The 17,691-nt window shown below is 40.4% G+C and carries 15 protein-coding genes and 2 tRNA genes; 1 reads left to right on the forward strand and 16 read right to left on the reverse strand.

Translation table 11 applies throughout. The features are described from left to right. Positions 1-2 precede the first annotated feature (2 nt). The 4 genes from ACORHT_RS06295 to ACORHT_RS06310 form a co-directional block, all read right to left on the reverse strand. Complete coding sequence (locus ACORHT_RS06295; RefSeq protein ID WP_434349763.1) at positions 3-1,265, reverse strand: glutamate-5-semialdehyde dehydrogenase; 1,263 nt, start codon at positions 1,263-1,265, stop codon at positions 3-5. A gap of 9 nt (positions 1,266-1,274) precedes the next feature. Then, positions 1,275-2,384, reverse strand: coding sequence for a glutamate 5-kinase (gene proB, locus ACORHT_RS06300; RefSeq protein WP_434349764.1), 1,110 nt, complete (start codon positions 2,382-2,384; stop codon positions 1,275-1,277). Between the two features lie 157 nt (positions 2,385-2,541). After that, positions 2,542-3,738, reverse strand: a complete 1,197-nt coding sequence (tuf, locus tag ACORHT_RS06305) for an elongation factor Tu (RefSeq protein WP_001040718.1) — start codon at positions 3,736-3,738, stop codon at positions 2,542-2,544. Positions 3,739-4,149: 411 nt separating this feature from the next. Beyond that, positions 4,150-5,259 (reverse strand): AI-2E family transporter, encoded by a 1,110-nt coding sequence (locus tag ACORHT_RS06310; RefSeq protein WP_434349765.1) that lies wholly within the window; start codon positions 5,257-5,259, stop codon positions 4,150-4,152. A gap of 105 nt (positions 5,260-5,364) precedes the next feature. Here ACORHT_RS06310 and pbp3 point away from each other — a divergent pair, with 105 nt between their 5' ends. Beyond that, positions 5,365-6,606, forward strand: a complete 1,242-nt coding sequence (pbp3, locus tag ACORHT_RS06315; protein WP_434349766.1) for a D-alanyl-D-alanine carboxypeptidase PBP3 — start codon at positions 5,365-5,367, stop codon at positions 6,604-6,606. Positions 6,607-6,634: 28 nt separating this feature from the next. Here the strand turns inward: pbp3 and ACORHT_RS06320 are convergent, their stop codons facing one another. From ACORHT_RS06320 to ACORHT_RS06375, 12 genes are all read right to left on the reverse strand, one after another. After that, positions 6,635-8,032 carry an APC family permease gene (locus tag ACORHT_RS06320; RefSeq protein WP_075229089.1) on the reverse strand — a complete coding sequence of 466 codons (1,398 nt, stop codon included), beginning with the start codon at positions 8,030-8,032 and terminating at the stop codon, positions 6,635-6,637. 282 nt (positions 8,033-8,314) lie between these two features. Next, positions 8,315-9,727: a Fe-S cluster assembly protein SufB gene (gene sufB / locus ACORHT_RS06325; protein WP_000797047.1), complete on the reverse strand. Its 1,413-nt coding sequence runs from the start codon at positions 9,725-9,727 to the stop codon at positions 8,315-8,317. A gap of 57 nt (positions 9,728-9,784) precedes the next feature. Then, positions 9,785-10,225 (reverse strand): Fe-S cluster assembly sulfur transfer protein SufU, encoded by a 441-nt coding sequence (gene sufU, locus ACORHT_RS06330; protein ID WP_434349767.1) that lies wholly within the window; start codon positions 10,223-10,225, stop codon positions 9,785-9,787. After that, positions 10,212-11,438, reverse strand: coding sequence for a cysteine desulfurase (locus tag ACORHT_RS06335; protein WP_434349768.1), 1,227 nt, complete (start codon positions 11,436-11,438; stop codon positions 10,212-10,214). The genes sufU and ACORHT_RS06335 overlap by 14 nt, the downstream gene beginning before the upstream one ends. A 10-nt stretch (positions 11,439-11,448) precedes the next feature. Beyond that, positions 11,449-12,711: a Fe-S cluster assembly protein SufD gene (gene sufD, locus ACORHT_RS06340; RefSeq protein WP_434349769.1), complete on the reverse strand. Its 1,263-nt coding sequence runs from the start codon at positions 12,709-12,711 to the stop codon at positions 11,449-11,451. 27 nt (positions 12,712-12,738) lie between these two features. Beyond that, on the reverse strand, positions 12,739-13,509 hold the full coding sequence (gene sufC / locus ACORHT_RS06345; RefSeq protein ID WP_000114489.1) for a Fe-S cluster assembly ATPase SufC: 771 nt from the start codon (positions 13,507-13,509) through the stop codon (positions 12,739-12,741). 154 nt (positions 13,510-13,663) lie between these two features. Then, the gene (locus ACORHT_RS06350) at positions 13,664-13,858 is read right to left on the reverse strand and encodes a DUF3272 family protein (RefSeq protein ID WP_004253242.1); all 195 of its coding nucleotides are present in this window, start codon (positions 13,856-13,858) and stop codon (positions 13,664-13,666) included. A 22-nt stretch (positions 13,859-13,880) separates the two neighbouring features. After that, on the reverse strand, positions 13,881-15,545 hold the full coding sequence (dnaX, locus tag ACORHT_RS06355) for a DNA polymerase III subunit gamma/tau (protein ID WP_434349770.1): 1,665 nt from the start codon (positions 15,543-15,545) through the stop codon (positions 13,881-13,883). Continuing rightward, a complete protein-coding gene (locus ACORHT_RS06360) occupies positions 15,545-16,042 on the reverse strand; it encodes a GAF domain-containing protein (RefSeq protein ID WP_434349771.1) in 498 nt (165 codons plus the stop codon). Before ACORHT_RS06360 ends, dnaX begins: the two co-directional genes overlap by 1 nt. Before the next feature lie 84 nt (positions 16,043-16,126). Next, positions 16,127-17,329, reverse strand: a complete 1,203-nt coding sequence (gene rpsA, locus ACORHT_RS06365) for a 30S ribosomal protein S1 (RefSeq protein WP_075229096.1) — start codon at positions 17,327-17,329, stop codon at positions 16,127-16,129. A gap of 163 nt (positions 17,330-17,492) precedes the next feature. Continuing rightward, positions 17,493-17,564, reverse strand: a tRNA-Gln gene (locus ACORHT_RS06370). Positions 17,565-17,573: 9 nt separating this feature from the next. Next, positions 17,574-17,654: transfer RNA gene (locus ACORHT_RS06375), tRNA-Tyr, on the reverse strand. Positions 17,655-17,691 lie beyond the last annotated feature (37 nt).

Below are 17,691 nucleotides of genomic sequence, written 5' to 3' on the forward strand. Positions count from 1 at the left end.
TCTTACTCCCTTATCTGTCCATCACCAGTAACCACATATTTGTAGCTGGTCAATTCCTTCAAGCCCATTGGACCACGCGCATGTAATTTCTGAGTAGAAATCCCCATTTCACATCCCAGTCCAAATTGACCACCATCTGTGAAACGAGTCGAAGCATTGACATAAACCGCCGCCGAGTCCACTAGATCTGTAAAGAAAGTTGCAGCCTCAGCATTTTCAGTCACAACGGCATCCGAATGATGGGTACTGTGGGCTTCAATATGGGCAACCGCTTCTTCTAAACTGCTCACAACCTTAACAGCAAGGACATAGTCTAAAAACTCAGTGTCAAAGTCTTGGGCCTCAGCTACTTGACCTGAAACAAACTTGCTTGCTTTGCTATCCAAGCGGAATTGAATTGGTTCCAAACCAGCTTCTTTTCGATCGGCAACCAGAACTTGCTCCAAGCGAGGAAGGAAGCTTGCTGCCTTGTCTTCATGAACCAGCAGAACCTCCATGGCATTGCAAACAGAGGGACGACTAGTTTTAGCATTGTTGATGATAGACAGAGCCTTGTCTTCGTCTGCATCCTTATCCACATAGACATGGACAATCCCAGTCCCTGTCTCGATAACCGGCACAATAGCATTCTCAACGACAGCATTGATCAAGCCAGCCCCTCCACGAGGAATAAGAAGATCTAGATAGCCCTTAGCCTTCATCATGGCATAACTACTTTCACGGCTAGTATCTTCTACTAATTGAATGACATCTGGGTGAATGGTAGTCGTCTCCAAGCCCTTCTTCAAGGCAGTGACAATGGCATGGGCTGTTTGATAGGCGTCCTTACCACTACGAAGAACAACCGCATTTCCACTCTTAAGAGCCAAAGCAGCTGCGTCAGACGTCACATTTGGACGGCTTTCATAGATAATACCGATAACACCCATGGCCACCCGTTTCTTGGTGATAACCAAGCCATTTTCAAGCTGACTTGTTTCTAAAACTTCACCGATTGGATCTGGTAAAGCAACCACTTCACGAATCCCAGTTGCCATTGCTTCTATACGCCCTGCATCCAAATAAAGACGATCCAGCATAACATCTGAGATTTTACCCTTAGCCGCCTCCATATCAAGGCCATTTGCCACTAAAATCTCTTCAGTAGCTGCTAATAAACTTTCAGCCATAGCTAGCAAGGCTTGGTTTTTCACTGTTTCACTAGCTGTGTTAATCGACTTTTTAACAGCCTGTACCTGTTCAAATTGTTCTTGTGTTCTTACCATAATTTACCTCTAAAATTCTGTAAAGAGTAGTTGGATTTCAGGAGTAATGGAAATCCAGTCATCACGGTGAATCAAGACACCCTTGGCTTTTTGAGAACGCAACATGTCCTCCAAAGCAGATGCTCCAAATTGCACGCGTCCTTTTCCAAGTGATTTTCCACTTTCCTTATCAAAAACCGTAACAATATCGCCATAAGAAAAGTTGCTCTCAACATCTACAACACCTGATAAAAGTAGACTTTTACCATATTGAGAGAGAGCTTCAGCAGCCCCTTTATCAACCCAAATAGAACCTTGGCTCTGAGCATAAAAGGCCAGCCATTGTTTCTGGGTACGAAGTCCCTTTTCCTGTGCAACAAAGAAAGAACCATCAAGAGTTTCTTCAGCTGCTTCAATTAAAGCATCAGGTTTCAAGGAAGAACAGATATATACGGGAACACCTGACTCAGTTGCAATGGTAGCAGCTTTTATTTTCGTCAACATACCACCTGTTCCATTTGAAGATCCAGCACCACCAGCCATATCTATAATTTCTCGATTGATGGTCTCAATTCTCTCCAGACGTTTAGCTCTTGGATCCGAGTTAGGATTACCAGTATAAAGACCGTCTACATCTGTTAAGAGGACCAAAAGATCTGCCTGCACCATTGCAGCTACCTGAGCACTGAGCGTATCATTATCCCCGACCTTGAGCTCATCAATAACGACACTGTCATTTTCATTGATAATAGGAATCGCGCCACGATTGAGAAGAACAGATAAAGCTTGATGGGCATTTTTATAACGTCGCTTATCGACAAAATCATCCTGAGTTAGCAAGATTTGCGCTGAAACAATCTGTCTTAAGAGCAAATTGGTTGTATATTCTTCCAGAAGCAATCCTTGACCAACCGCTGCTGAAGCTTGCTTATCCGCAATCTTTGTTGGTCGTTTTTTAAATCCTAAGGCTCCGAAACCTGCTGCAACAGCCCCAGAAGACACCAAAATCAGCTCATGACCTGCTTCATGCAGCATTGCAAGCTGTTGTGTGATAGCTTTTACTTTACTGCGAGATAAACTTCCATCTTTATGTGTCAAGGATGAAGTTCCCACTTTAAATACGATACGCTTGTACTTCATATTTTTCTCCAAATTTAATATTTAACCATTTTACCATGATTTTATGAAATTGTAAAAAAGGAACTCTCTCACTTTTAATCGCAAAAAAAGAACCTTGCAAAGCAAGATTCTTTTAGTGTCTGACTTAAATAATTGTTCTTCTGGGAACTAAATCGAATTAAGCTTCGATTTCTGTAACCATACCTGAACCAACAGTACGTCCACCCTCACGGATAGAGAATGTAGTACCTTGTTCTACGGCGATTGGGTGGATCAACTCAACGTCGATTGTCACGTTATCACCTGGCATTACCATTTCAGTACCTGCTGGAAGTTCGATTGAACCTGTAACGTCAGTAGTACGGAAGTAGAATTGTGGACGGTAGTTGTTGAAGAATGGAGTGTGACGTCCACCTTCTTCTTTAGTAAGGATGTAAACTTCACCTTTGAATTTAGTGTGTGGGTTGATTGAACCTGGTTTAGCGATAACTTGTCCACGTTCGATTTCGTCACGTTGAACACCACGAAGAAGGACACCTACGTTATCTCCTGCAAGACCTTCGTCAAGTTGTTTACGGAACATTTCAACACCAGTAACAACTGCTTTTTTAGTTTCTTCTTTGATACCAACGATTTCGATTTCGTCGTTGACACGAACAGTACCACGGTCGATACGTCCTGAAGCAACTGTACCACGTCCAGTGATTGAGAATACGTCTTCGACTGGAAGAAGCAATGGTTTGTCAGTGTCACGTTCTGGTTCTGGAATGTACTCATCAACAGTGTTCATCAATTCCATGATGATGTCTTCGTATTTAGAGTCACCTTCAAGAGCTTTAAGAGCTGAACCTTGGATAACTGGAAGATCGTCACCTGGGAAGTCGTATTCTGAAAGAAGGTCACGGATTTCCATTTCAACCAATTCAAGCAATTCTTCGTCGTCAACCAAGTCGATCTTGTTCATGAAGACGATAAGGTGTTTAACACCAACCTGACGTGAAAGAAGAATGTGCTCACGAGTTTGTGGCATTGGTCCGTCAGTTGAAGCTACTACAAGGATAGCTCCGTCCATTTGAGCGGCACCAGTGATCATGTTTTTAACGTAGTCCGCGTGTCCTGGAGCGTCGATGTGAGCGTAGTGACGTTTTTCAGTTTCGTACTCAACGTGCGCAGTGTTGATTGTGATACCGCGTTCACGTTCTTCTGGAGCAGCATCGATAGACGCATAGTCTTTAGGTTGGTTAACTGCTGAAGGCAAGCGACGTGCCAAAACAGTTGTGATAGCTGCAGTTAGGGTAGTTTTACCGTGGTCAACGTGTCCGATAGTACCAATGTTAACGTGTGGTTTACTACGATCGTATTTTTCTTTTGCCATTTGAGTAAAAGCCTCCAATAAAATATATTTTATAGATAGACAGTAGGCAATACAGTCTAACTTTCCTTACTATTTTATCAAATTTCAGCTAAATTGCAAGTGTTTTACAAAGTTTTTGTGAATTATTCTTATTCTTGCTCTACTTCCTCTACCAATTTATTTAAAATAGCTATAAATAGGCTTATTTTAGCAAAAGGCGATAGACCATAATTCGATAAGCCAAGTCTGAATTTGCTATTTCCAGCCCCGAAAGACTTCAATTATTCAGTTGTTTGAAAAAAATTATGTATAGAAAGATTAAAGTTTCATCATAAGAGATTTGAGAGTTTTAAAATCAATAAAAAGTTCAATCAACTACAGCGCCAAAGATACTATGATCAAAAAAAGTCGGGATTTTTTATCCCGACATCTTTATTCTGATTGATGCTTTTCAACTTCTTGCGCTTCCTTATGATTTTCATACAGTCGCGCTAAGAATTTAGCAATCTCTTTTAAAATGGAATAGGTTGGAACAGCAACAATCATCCCAATCACACCATAAATATTACTTGATAATAAAAGCAAGACTAAAATAGTAATCGGGTGAACCTTCATAACTCCACCCACGATACGTGGATATAAAATATTTCCATCAACTTGCTGAATAATCAACATATAAATGACAGCAATAATCATTTTATGAGGATCGGTAAAGAGATTTGAGATGATCATTGGAATCAAGCCAATGCTTGGTCCTACATAGGGAATCAAATTAGCCAATCCAGAAAAAATGGCGAAGACCAAGGCATATCTTAGACCAATCACACTATAACCGATAAAAGCTAAACATCCAATAATAACTGCATCTATAGACACTCCACTAATGTAACGAGAAATAGTTGTATTTAGGTTTGTCAATAAACCAGATATGTTCAATTTATCTCGTTTTAATACAGTTCTTTCTAACATGGGTAAAAATTTATGCCCATCAAGTAATAAGTAAATCAAGAAAACAGGTGTCATGATGATGATCAATACAGTGCTTACGAGTGCAGATAGAACACTTCCAACACTATTTGTCACACTGTTCAAAATATTTTGCAAAATATCAACATAAGAGAGGTTCAGTTGCTGAATAGTTTGTTGGATATCTAGATTTTGCTGGGCTGGATGTTTTGATAACTCAATGACTAAATCTTGAAGACGACCGTAAATGTTTTGACTCGAGTAAATTAAGCTACTTAACTGATTAATCAAAATCGGCAGCAGATAAACAAAACTAAGTACGAGTGCACAAACTAAGGCACAAAGGGTTAACAAAATCCCAATGATTCGATTGATTTTGCATTCCTTCTCAAGAAAAATAACAATTGGATTGGTAATGTAATACAAAAAGCCTCCTAACAAAAAAGGAATCATAATTGTATTTAGCACACTTACGAAAGGTGTAATAATGGCACCCATTTCTCTCCATAGATAGAAAATTAGGGTTATTAATAGAATTTCAGTTGTCCAGAAGAACAATTTATTTCTTCGAAACATAAGTCACCTCCTCTTTTCACTATTTTACCACATTTCAAAAAAGATTGATAACCTTCATCAAAAAACCAAGAATATTTTTTGTCTTTGTGATAGAATAAAGTTACTATGAAGAAATTATTTTTAACCTTAATCACATTATTTTTATTCGGTTCTGCTACCACTGTTTCTGCTCAGGATTTTGATGTAGCTGCAAAACATGCTATTGCCGTAGAAGTTAACAGTGGAAAGATTTTATATGAAAAAGATGCGACTCAACCTGTTGAAATTGCTTCTATCAGTAAAATCCTCACTGTTTATCTAGTCTATGAAGCCTTGGAACAAGGAAAAATCACCCTTTCTACTCCTGTAGAAATCTCAGATTATCCTTACCAGCTCACTACCAATTCTGAAGCAAGTAACGTTCCTATGGAAGCTCGTAACTACACAGTTGAGGAATTGCTAGAAGCTACTCTGGTATCCAGTGCTAACAGTGCAGCCATTGCCCTAGCTGAAAAAATTGCTGGCTCTGAAAAAGACTTCGTTGATATGATGAAGGCCAAACTACTGGAATGGGGTATCCAAGACGCTACTCTCGTTAATACAACTGGTCTTAACAATGAAACTCTCGGCGCTAATATCTATCCTGGTTCAAAGAAAGATGATGAAAATAAATTGAGCGCTTATGATGTAGCTATTGTTGCTCGTAATCTGATTCTCAAGTATCCTCAGGTCTTAGAAATCACTAAGAAACCTTCTTCGACTTTCGCTGGTATGACCATTAATTCTACTAACTATATGCTGGAGGGAATGCCTGCCTATCGTGGTGGTGTTGATGGACTTAAAACTGGTACGACAGATAAGGCTGGAGCATCCTTTGTAGGTACTACAGTCGAAAAAGGAATGCGTATCATTACTGTTGTTTTAAATGCTGACAACCAAGATACCAATCCATATGCACGCTTTACAGCTACTTCTTCTCTCTTAGATTATATTTCCTCTACCTTTGCTCTCCAGACCATCGTCAAGCAGGGTGAAAGTTATGAGGATAGTAAAAGTCCTGTTTTAGATGGAAAAGATGACACAGTCACAGCGGTCGCAAAAGAAGATATCAAAATTGTTCAACGCTTGGGCAGTCGAGCTCAATCAACTATCACCTATACTGCTGATACTACTGAACATACTGCACCACTTGAAGCAGGAACAGTCGTTGGCCATCTCAGTTATGAAGATAAAGATCTAGTCGGGCAAGGTTATATCACTACTGACAAACCTAACTTTGAAATGGTTGCAGAAAAAAATGTTGACAAAGCCTTCTTCTTAAAAGTTTGGTGGAATCGATTTGTTCGATTCGTAAACGAAAAGTTATAAAAAAATCGCGAAATTCGCGATTTTTTCTTTATTCATTTTCAGCTACAGTCGAATGTTTATAGCCATAAGTAAAGTAGATAATAATTCCTATTAACAAGGCAATTCCAAACGCCATCCATGTTTCAAGAGTATACTGAAGCATGAATGAGAGACAGATCAGAATAGATAAGATTGGTAAAAAAGGAACCAGGGGAGTTTTGAACTCGCCCTCTTTTGGCATCCCCTTGTCTTTTCTCAGTTTGATAATACCGTAGGCTAGGAGAATAAGATAGGCTAAGGTGCAGATATTAAGAAAGGCTGCAATACTTGCTAGTGGGAAGATTCCCGCTGCAATGGCTGAAACAAGACCAGTTAAGATGGTTGCATTCTTTGGAACGCGACTAGTCTTGGTCACTTCTTTAAAACTTTGAGGCAAGAGTCCATCACGGGCTAAACTATAGATCATTCGTGACAAGGCGTAGGTCATTGAAATACATACCGTAATCAAGGTAAAAATCGCAACAAGTGAAACATAGTTAGCTGCCCAACCAATACCGATACTTCTCAAAGCGAAAGCCACTGCATCATCTACATTGAGCTTGCTATAATGAACAATCCCTGTCAATACTAGAGTGACTAGTGCATAAAGTATAGTAACGATAGTTAAGGATAAAACAATTCCACGCGGTACATTCTTCTGGGGGCTTTGAATTTCATCAACTGCCATTGAGATGGATTCAAACCCTAAAAATCCAAAGAACATGAGTGAAGCACCTGCCATAATCCCAGTGCTTCCACCATAAATCTGACCAAAGCCAAATGGTGCAAAGTCTGCCCAATTTTCAGGTTTAATGTACCAGATTCCAACTAGGATGAATAGGGCAAGAGCAGAGAATTTTAAAACTACTAAAATGGAATTAAATCGAAGCGCAGCCTTCGAATTCAATAAGACCAGTCCCGTAACGAGGACGAGAACTAGAATTGGCAGGAGGTCAAGATAGGTCCCTTGCTCTGGATTAAAGGTCCCATTTAAGGCTTGAGGCATAGAAATACCATAATGGCTAAGCAAACCTTTAAAATAGGCCGCCCAACCCGAAGCTACACCAGAAACAGCTGTCATAAATTCCATAATAGTCAGCCAACCAGCAATCCAGGCTGGAAATTCACCTAAAATTGCATATAGATAACTATAAGCACCCCCAGTTGCTGGAACACGAGAGGCAAATTCTGCGAAAAAGAGAGCAGATAAGGACACACAGATCGCAGAAATTACGATAGATACCACAAGAGCAGGTCCTGCTAATGTTGCTGCAGCTGTTCCTGTAATGGTAAAAATACCAGTTCCCACCATAGCACCAATTCCCAAAAGAATTAAATCCCATAATTTCAAATGGCGGTGCATTTCCGTTTTACCTAGACTAACGTCTTTGGTTCTAAAAATATTCATATTTCATCCCCCACTTTATGTGATTGTATTATTTTACCATACAAAAGACTTTTTGTGAATATTTATAAGTATCTTTCGTCAAAAAAACTGAGAGTGGGACAGAAATCGGTAATTCGTTAGAATACGATTTCGTCGTCCCACCTCCGCACAGTTGAGTAGGGCTGTAAAAGCTGATGAAATCAGCGTAGTAGAGCCCACTCAACCACTGCGTCTTGCTCGACAATCCAAAGACAATTGAGAGGCTAGGACTTTTGTCCCAGCCTCAGTTTCTGTTCATAAAGTTTATCCAACTGATCCTTCCATTTCATAGCTAATCAAGCGGTTGAGCTCAACTGCATATTCCATTGGAAGTTCTTTTGTAAAGGGTTCTACAAATCCCATAACAATCATCTCAGTTGCCTCAGATTCTGACAACCCACGGCTCATGAGATAATAGAGTTGTTCTTCAGAAATCTTAGAAACCTTTGCTTCGTGTTCCAAAGCTACTTGCGAGTTGTGAATTTCATTAAATGGAATAGTATCTGATGCTGACAAGTCATCCATGATAATCGTATCACACTCAATGTGAGAAACAGATTTCTTAGAGTTCTTATTAAAGGTTACTTGTCCACGATAGTCTACCTTACCTCCACCTTTAGCGATAGATTTAGAGACAATAGACGAGCTCGTATGTGGAGCATTGTGGATCATCTTAGCACCAGTGTCTTGATGTTGCCCTGCATTGGCAAAGGCAATAGAAAGCATGGTACCACGCGCTCCTTCTCCATCTAAGTATACAGATGGATATTTCATAGTCGTTTTGGCACCCAAGTTCCCATCAATCCACTCAACAGTCGCATCTTTTTGAGCCTTAGCACGTTTGGTTACCAAGTTATAGACGTTATCAGACCAGTTTTGGATGGTTGTATAACGCATATAAGCTCCGTCCAAAGCGAAGATTTCTACAATAGCAGCGTGCAAGCTGTTGCTTGAATAAGTTGGCGCTGTACATCCTTCTACGTAGTGGACGCTTGCTCCCTCATCAACGATAATCAAGGTACGTTCAAACTGACCAGTATTTTCGTTGTTGATACGGAAGTAAGTTTGAAGTGGAATATCTACCTTGACCCCTTTTGGTACGTAGATAAAGGTTCCACCAGACCATACTGCTGAGTTGAGGGCAGCTAACTTGTTATCTGTCGGCGGTACCAACTTAGCAAAGTATTGTTTAAACAAGTCTGGGTATTCCTTGAGGGCAGAATCCGTATCTGTAAAGATGATACCTAACTTCTCAAATTCTTCCTTCATGTTGTGGTAAACCACTTCTGACTCATACTGGGCAGAAGCTCCAGCTAGGTAGGCACGCTCAGCTTCAGGAATCCCGATTCGTTCAAAGGTTTCTTTGATTTTTTCAGGAACGTCATCCCAAGAACGGGCTGGTTTATCAGATGGTTTTTGGTAGTAGATCAAGTCATCAAAGTCAATCTCTGACAAGTCTGCTCCCCAAGTTTGCATGGGCATTTTTTTGAAAGTTTCATAAGATTTCAAACGGAATTCCAACATCCACTCAGGTTCTCCCTTAGCAGCTGATAGTTCACGAATGACATCTTCATTCAATCCTTTTCCTGTCGATAGGACAGGCTCTACATCGTCATGGAAACCAAATTTATATTCACCAAGATCAATTGGTTTTGGTTCTACTCTTTCTTCAGCCATAATATCCTTTCTTTCATTCTTCATTTCTAATATTTCATAAGACAAAAGAAGCTTGTCTTATTTGTTTTCTTGATTTTCGATTGTTTTCTTAAGGGCGTTCCAAGCTAGGGTTGCACATTTGATTCGTTGCGGAAATTTGGCAACTCCTGACAAGAAGGCTGCGTCTCCAAGACTATCTTGTTTGTCATCTTTTTGTCCTTGAACCATTTCTGAAAAAATGGTCGCAAGCTCTAGAATTTCTTGCTTGGTCTTCCCTAAAACGGCATCTGTCATCATACTAGCAGAGGCAGTTGAAATCGTACAGCCTGAGTTTAGAAAAGCAATATCTTCCATACGATCTTCTGCATCAAACTTAACAGAGAGATTGATGACATCACCACAGGTCGGATTGTTGAGACTGATTTGCTCAGCGTCTTCTAACTTCCCTTGGTGATGGGGATTTTTCGAATGGTCTGCTACCACTGCCATATAGAGGCTATCTAGTTTAGAAAGTGCCATTGAAAAACTCCTTTGTTTTTTGTAGGGCATCGACTAGCTTGTCGCAGTCTGCCTTAGTATTGTAGATATAAAAACTTGCACGAGCTGTTGCTGGGACTTCCAAATACTGAAGCAAGGGTTGCGCACAATGGTGACCAGCACGAACAGCCACTCCTTCATAATCCAGAGCAGTTGCAAGGTCATGAGGATGAAGATCACCTAGATTAAAGGCAATGACACCTGAACGTTGAGCCAAATCTTGCGAACCGTAAATGGTCAAACCTTCAATTTCCTGCAATTTTGGAAATACGTATGCAATCAGTTCTTGTTCATGAGATTCAATGGCATCCATACCAATGTTTTCAAGATAATCCACGGCAGCTGCAAGTCCAATAGCTCCTGCCATATTGGGAGTTCCAGCCTCGAATTTCCAAGGCAATTCCTTCCAGCTAGCAGATTGCTCATATACGAAATCAATCATCTCGCCACCGAACTCGACAGGTGACATTTGCTCCAGATATTTTTCTTTACCGTAAAGGACGCCAATACCAGTTGGACCAGCCATCTTGTGACCTGAAAAGGCAAAGAAGTCCACATCCAAGTCCTGGACATCAATCTTCATATGTGGTGTAGACTGAGCACCATCCACCACCATGATGGCTCCAACTTGGTGAGCCATTTGTGTGATTTCTTTAATAGGACTAACCACTCCAAGAACGTTTGATGCGTGAGCTAGTGAAACAAATTTAACTTTGTCAGTCAATTTAGAACGCAGGTCATCCATATCCAGAGCTCCATCTTTGAGATAGACATAAACAAGCTCTGCCCCAGTCTTGCGACAGACTTCTTGCCATGGGATAATATTGGAGTGATGTTCCATGACAGAAATCAAAACTTGATCTCCCTCAGTTAAAATTTCTTCAGCAAAACGCGCCACCCAGTTAAGACTGGTTGTTGTTCCTCTGGTAAAGAGTACTTCCTTTGTCGAACCTGCGTTGATGAACTTGCGAATGGTTTCACGAGCAGCTTCATAAGATGCTGTCGCACGCTCTGCCAAAGTATGAACCCCTCGGTGAACATTGGCATTGTCCTGTTCATAGTAGCGGTTAATGGCTTCCAGAACAGCTAGTGGTTTTTGTGTCGTCGCAGCATTATCCAAATAAACCAGAGGTTCGTCATTGACAATCTGGTCTAAAATCGGAAAATCCTTGCGAATCACTTCTGCATCTAACATAGACTTCCCCTTAGCGTTTTGACAATTTTTCTTCGATCGTCGCAATCATTTCATCACGAACTTCCTTGACAGGGATCTCAACAATAACTGAGCCAAGGAAACCACGGACAACTAAACGTTCTGCAGTGGCTTTGTCCAATCCACGGCTCATAAGGTAGTACATATCTTCTGGATCAACTTGACCAATAGAAGCCGCGTGTCCTGCAGTAACGTCATTTTCATCAATCAAAAGGATTGGATTGGCATCTGAACGCGCTTGGTCTGAAAGCATCAGAACACGGCTCTCTTGTTGCGCATCTGCTCCCTTAGCACCCTTGATGATATGGCCAATACCGTTGAAGGTCAAAGTTGCTTTTTCAAGAATAACACCATGTTGGAGGATATTACCGATAGAGTTGCAACCATAGTTAGTTACTCGAGTATCAATCCCTTGCACCTGACGACCACTTGAAAGAGCTACGACCTTGAGGTCCGCATGGCTACCATTTCCAAGTAAGTCACTATCAAAATCCGCAACGACATTTCCTTCGTTCATGACACCGATAGCCCAGTCAATACTTGCATCGTTACCTAGTTTACCTCGGCGGCTAATGTAGGCAGTAACATTCTCACCAAGACGATCAATTGCAGCAAATTTCACTTGAGCACCAGAACGTGCAATCACTTCAACTATGATATTTGCAGTTGCCTTAGCACTACCTCCACCACGTGACTCTAGACGTTCAAGATAGCTTATCTTACTGTTTTTACCTGCAATGATCAGAATATGCTTGTTAAATGGCACATCACTATCGCTGTCTTGGTAGAAAATCCCTTCGATTGGTTCAGCAATCTCAACATTATCAGGAATGTAGAGAACAGCTCCACTGTTAAAGTAAGCAGTGTGATAAGCTGCCAACTTGTCATCATCGTATTTTACTGATGACATGAAAAATTCTTCTACGAGTTCTGGAATTTCTTCTAAAGCCGAATGGAAGTCTGTAAAGACCACTCCTTGTTCAGCCAACTCAACTGGAATTTGTTCGAAAACAGTTTGAGTTCCAACTTGCACCAACTTCAAGTGATTATCTAAAGCAGTGAAATTAGGAACATTTGCTGATGGTTCACTTTCTGTGATGGTACCATCACCAAGATTCCAACGGTGAAATTTTACACGCTCAATGACTGGCAATTCCAAGCTCTCAATCTTATCAAAAGCTTTTTGACGGAGGTCTGACAACCAGCTTGGTTCAGCGTGCATTTCTGAAAAAAGTTTAATAGTTTCTTTAGTCATTTACTTCTCCTAAAAGATACGAGGGAATTACAATTCTTCCTTGTAGTCATAGCCAAGTTCTTCAGCTAGTTTCGCGTATCCTTCACGTTCCAAGCGTGCAGCCAATTCTGGACCACCAGAAAGAACAACACGACCTTCCATCATAACGTGTACCACATCTGGTGTGATATAGTTCAAAAGACGTTGGTAGTGAGTAATGATCATAGCACCAAAACCTTCACCACGCATAGCATTTACACCTTTAGAGACAACTTTAAGAGCATCAATGTCAAGACCAGAGTCAATCTCATCTAAGAGGGCAAAAGTTGGTTCCAACATCAAGAGTTGAAGAATTTCGTTACGTTTTTTCTCACCACCAGAAAAACCTTCATTGAGGTAACGCTCTGCCATTTCTTCTTTCATGTTGAGCAATTCCATTTTTTCGTCTAGTTTAGTGATGAACTCGCGAACTGAAATCTTCTCATCATCTTCTTTACCAGCATTCATGGCTGCACGAAGAAACTCAGCATTGGTAATACCAGGAATTTCTGATGGGTATTGCATAGCTAGGAAAAGTCCCATACGCGCACGCTCGTCCACTTCCAATTCAAGAATATTTACACCGTCAAACAAGACTTCACCTTTAGTGACTTCATAGTTTGGGTTCCCCATAATAGCTGCTGAAAGAGTAGACTTACCGGTACCATTTGGCCCCATGATAGCTGCAATTTCTCCTGTTTTAAGGGTCAAATTAACCCCTTTTAAAATTTCTTTTCCTTCAATTTCAACGTGAAGATCTTTGATCTCTAATACTGACATGATTGTTCCTTTCTTTTCATCCTTTTTACTGTATTTACCTGAAATTTAACCTTTTTAAATCCCTAGAAAAACACAGTAAAATGTCAATAAATATACCTTAATAGTATAACAAAAAAAAGCCTAAAAGGCTTTGATTTTGTCTAGAAGCTAGGAGCTACTTCTTCCCTTGAAAATGATCGTCTATAGCGCTCACAATTTTACCCATGATATAACTCACGCGAAAATTTCTCAGGATCAAAATAGCCCAAAGTAAGGCCACGATATACCGTTGCTCCATGATGGATTCATTAAAGAAATAAGTCTCAGCAGCAGTAAATAAGGCCATGATTATAAATTGTTGTCTGTTCATCGTATTATGTCACAATATCCTTTTAGTCTTCTTCTATGGTCACTTTATCCGCTAGGAATTCAAATCCTTGAGGAAGGACAGATTCTTCAACCTCTTCCTTAACAGAGTTTCCTTGAGACGATTTAGCCTTAGCTGAGAAATCTGCTCTGACTTCTTTCCATTCTTCCATGGATATAGCGAGAATCTCTGGAGAAAATCCCGCTGCTTGACTGAGGATATTGCCAAACATGGTATTAAGATTATCACGCTTCATGGTCTGACCAGCATTGAAGTTAGATTCAAAAGCAAGAATCGCATGGTGCTCATTGGCCGCAACAGGTTGAGAACCAACTAAAAGTGCCTTATCAGGTCCTGACAAGCTTTCAATAACTTCTCCCCAAGCATTTTGGAGACGAATTAGATTTTGACGGGCTAAATCAGGATTTTCAACAGCTTCTTGAAGAATAGACTGCACCTTATTGCGATCTACTCGATAAACTGACTTGGTGTTAACTGGGCGACTTGATGTTGATGTAGCCTGCTTGGGACTTGTATTAACATTTGCTAAGGCCTGTTTCAATCGTGCAACTTCTTCTCTTAGTGATGCCAATTCACCAGCGACTTGACCTGTTATTTCAGGCTTAACTTCAAGCTCAGCTAGACGAATGGTCATCATTTCAGCATAAATCTTAGGCTGTAAGCTAGCCTTGATATCAGCTAAACTACTTGTTGCAATTCCAATCATCTCGAACAAAACAGCCTGTGAAAGACCTAGGTTATCCTTAAAGAGATCACTATAGTGAGTATTCTCCCCACCAGTTTGGACAATCAAAATATCTCGTAAATATTGCAATAAATCTGTTACAAAACGGGTCATGCTCTTTCCGTGATCAAAAATCAAATCAAGTTTTTCCAAAGCAAGAGCCACATCCTTTTGTGCCAAAGCAGTCACATAATCATCCAAAGCACTTAGACTGATAGTTCCAGTGATTTCCTCAGAAACAGCAGTTGTCAATCGAGCTTCCTGCGTCAAACTCAAGGCCTGGTCTAAGATGGACAAGGCATCCCGCATACCACCCTCAGCTCGGCGAGCAATAATCTCAACAGCCTCAGACTCATAATCAATCCCTTCCTTTTCTAAAATATGGAAGATATGGTCTCGAATATCCTGAGTCTTGATAGACTTAAATTCAAATCTCTGAACCCGAGATAAGATGGTTGCAGGAATCTTATGAAGCTCTGTCGTTGCTAGGATAAAAACAACATTTGGAGTTGGTTCCTCAAGAGTTTTCAAAAGAGCATTAAAGGCTCCTGTTGAAAGCATATGAACCTCGTCGATGATATAAACCTTATAGTGGGCAACACTTGGAGCATAAGTTGATTTATCACGGATATCACGGATTTCATCCACTCCATTGTTAGAGGCTGCGTCCATTTCGATAACGTCTTCCAAGCTACCATTTGTAACCGCCTGACAGACGTAACAGTTATTACAAGGTTCTCCCCCTACTTGATTGGGACAGTTCATGGCCTTAGCAAAAATCTTAGCCACACTAGTCTTACCAGTTCCACGAGGACCTGAAAATAGATAGGCGTGGCTTATTTTTTCCTGTTCAACAGCTTGTTTAAGAGTTTTTGCTACCACCTCTTGACCTACTAGCTGTGAAAAAGTCTGGCTTCTATATTTTCGATAAAGGGCCTGATACATTACACTATCTCCTCAAACATTGAAAAGTTCCATTCTGTTTTATCTAGTAAAAAAGATACAAACTCTTCTAAATACTTCTGATCCATTTCATCATAATCATCGACAAGTGATGAATCCAAGTCTAAAACACCCAGAAGTTGTCCATCTTTAACCATTGGCACAACAATTTCACTACGAGCACTACTATCGCAAGAAATATAGTTTGGATAGGTCTTTACATCACCAACAATCACTGTTTGACGACTAGCTGCAGACTCTCCACAAACACCTTTCCCAAGAGCGATTCTGACACAAGAAACTCCGCCTTGAAAAGGCCCCAAGATGAGTTCATTCCCATCGAATAGGTAGAAACCTGCAAAAACAGTATTGGGAAAGTTTGTTTTTAGTAGGGCACTAGCATTTGATAAATTAGCCAAAACATTGGGCTCTCCTTCTAAAAGATAAGAGAGTTGTTCATTTACAGTTTGATAAAGTGATTCTTTTTCTGAATATAGCATAAAACCATTATATCAAAAAATGCTAGTAGAAAAAAGAAAAATCCTCTGTTTAAAAACAAAGGATTTTTTTCAAATTCGAATGAATTAAAGTTCGATGTCTCCGAACAAGTCAGCCATTGAGAATCCTGTTTGAGTTTCAGGAAGTTCAAAGTCACGTTTTTCTTGACGTTTTGGACGACGTGGACGTGGAGCACGTTTTTCTTCTTTTTGTCCTTCTTCTTGAGCTGGACGTTCTTCAAGAGCTTTGATAGAAAGTGAAACGCGTTCAGCATCAGCGTTAACTTCAAGAACTTTAACAGTAACTTCTTGACCAACTTTAAGAGCTTCTTTTGGATTTTCAATACGTTTGTGTGAAATTTGTGATACGTGAACAAGTCCATCGATACCTGGCAATACTTCAACAAATGCACCGAAGTCAGTCAAACGTTTAACTGTACCTTCTACAACATCACCTTTAGCCAATTTTTGCTCAACGCCATCCCATGGTCCAGGTGTTGTAGCTTTAAGTGAAAGTGATACACGTCCTTCTTCTTCGTTAAGATCAAGGATTTTCACTTCAACTTCTTCACCAACAGTTACAACTGATTTTGGTGAAACGTTACGTTCGTGTGACAATTCAGTCAAGTGAACCAATCCATCAACACCACCAAGGTCGATGAAAGCACCGAAGCTTGTGATACGAGCAACTTTACCAGTTACTACATCACCAACAGCCAATTTACCGAATACTTCAGCACGAGCTGCTGCTGTAGCTGCTTCTACAACTTCACGACGTGAAAGGATGAAGCGGTTTTCTTTAGCGTCAACTTCTTTGATTTTAGCTTCAAATTCTTGACCTACAAAACGCTCAGTGTTACGTACGAAACGAGTATCCAACATTGAAGCTGGGATAAATCCACGAACACCTTCAAATTCTACTGAAAGTCCACCTTTAACGGCACGAGTTCCTTTAACAGTAACAACTTCTTCTTCACGACCAACAAGTTTGTCCCATGCTTTGCGAGCTTCAAGGCGTTTTTTAGATACAAGGTATGTAACTGTATCAGTATCTTTACCAACTACTTGACGAAGTACAAGAACATCCAATACTTCTCCTACTTTAACAAAGTCATTGATATCTGCATCGCGATCGTTTGTCAATTCGCGAAGAGTCAAGACACCTTCAACACCAGTTCCTGAGATTGCAACGTTAGCTTGAGTCGCATCGACTGTCAATACTTCAGCACTAACAACATCACCAGGCTCAACTTGGCTAACGCTATTTAGCAAATCTTCAAATTCGTTCATCTAAAAAATCCTCCAACAATCAAGCTTTTCTTCAGCTTGACATACTTATAATTTTTTTCCTAAGCACCCGCAAGGACATGTTCATATCGTTCACGTCTTTCAATTATAAAAATAAAATACCCTAAGATATTTTTCTTTTTATCTTGAATTTATTACCTAAGAACTGGGGTAGCTGGATTCGAACCAACGCATGAGGGAGTCAAAGTCCCTTGCCTTACCGCTTGGCTATACCCCAAAAACAAGATGGAGAGAGAGGGATTCGAACCCCCGAACCCGAAGGAGCGGATTTACAGTCCGCCGCGTTTAGCCTCTTCGCTATCTCTCCGACAATTAACAGAGTCTATTATATCATGAAAATTTAC

The organism is Streptococcus sp. KHUD_014 (assembly GCF_051106275.1).
Classification (GTDB): Bacteria; Bacillota; Bacilli; order Lactobacillales; family Streptococcaceae; genus Streptococcus.

What these genes read in the sequence shown, in the direction of transcription:
- sufB (WP_000797047.1), bottom strand. Translation starts at nt 9,727, where the DNA reads ATGGCTGAAGAAAGAGTAGAACCAAAACCAATTGATCTTGGTGAATAT.
- sufU (WP_434349767.1), bottom strand. Translation starts at nt 10,225, where the DNA reads ATGGCACTTTCTAAACTAGATAGCCTCTATATGGCAGTGGTAGCAGAC.
- ACORHT_RS06360 (WP_434349771.1), bottom strand. Translation starts at nt 16,042, where the DNA reads ATGCTATATTCAGAAAAAGAATCACTTTATCAAACTGTAAATGAACAA.
- ACORHT_RS06335 (WP_434349768.1), bottom strand. Translation starts at nt 11,438, where the DNA reads ATGTTAGATGCAGAAGTGATTCGCAAGGATTTTCCGATTTTAGACCAG.
- ACORHT_RS06350 (WP_004253242.1), bottom strand. Translation starts at nt 13,858, where the DNA reads ATGAACAGACAACAATTTATAATCATGGCCTTATTTACTGCTGCTGAG.
- tuf (WP_001040718.1), bottom strand. Translation starts at nt 3,738, where the DNA reads ATGGCAAAAGAAAAATACGATCGTAGTAAACCACACGTTAACATTGGT.
- ACORHT_RS06310 (WP_434349765.1), bottom strand. Translation starts at nt 5,259, where the DNA reads ATGTTTCGAAGAAATAAATTGTTCTTCTGGACAACTGAAATTCTATTA.
- dnaX (WP_434349770.1), bottom strand. Translation starts at nt 15,545, where the DNA reads ATGTATCAGGCCCTTTATCGAAAATATAGAAGCCAGACTTTTTCACAG.
- sufC (WP_000114489.1), bottom strand. Translation starts at nt 13,509, where the DNA reads ATGTCAGTATTAGAGATCAAAGATCTTCACGTTGAAATTGAAGGAAAA.
- pbp3 (WP_434349766.1), top strand. Translation starts at nt 5,365, where the DNA reads ATGAAGAAATTATTTTTAACCTTAATCACATTATTTTTATTCGGTTCT.
- sufD (WP_434349769.1), bottom strand. Translation starts at nt 12,711, where the DNA reads ATGACTAAAGAAACTATTAAACTTTTTTCAGAAATGCACGCTGAACCA.
- proB (WP_434349764.1), bottom strand. Translation starts at nt 2,384, where the DNA reads ATGAAGTACAAGCGTATCGTATTTAAAGTGGGAACTTCATCCTTGACA.
- ACORHT_RS06295 (WP_434349763.1), bottom strand. Translation starts at nt 1,265, where the DNA reads ATGGTAAGAACACAAGAACAATTTGAACAGGTACAGGCTGTTAAAAAG.
- rpsA (WP_075229096.1), bottom strand. Translation starts at nt 17,329, where the DNA reads ATGAACGAATTTGAAGATTTGCTAAATAGCGTTAGCCAAGTTGAGCCT.
- ACORHT_RS06320 (WP_075229089.1), bottom strand. Translation starts at nt 8,032, where the DNA reads ATGAATATTTTTAGAACCAAAGACGTTAGTCTAGGTAAAACGGAAATG.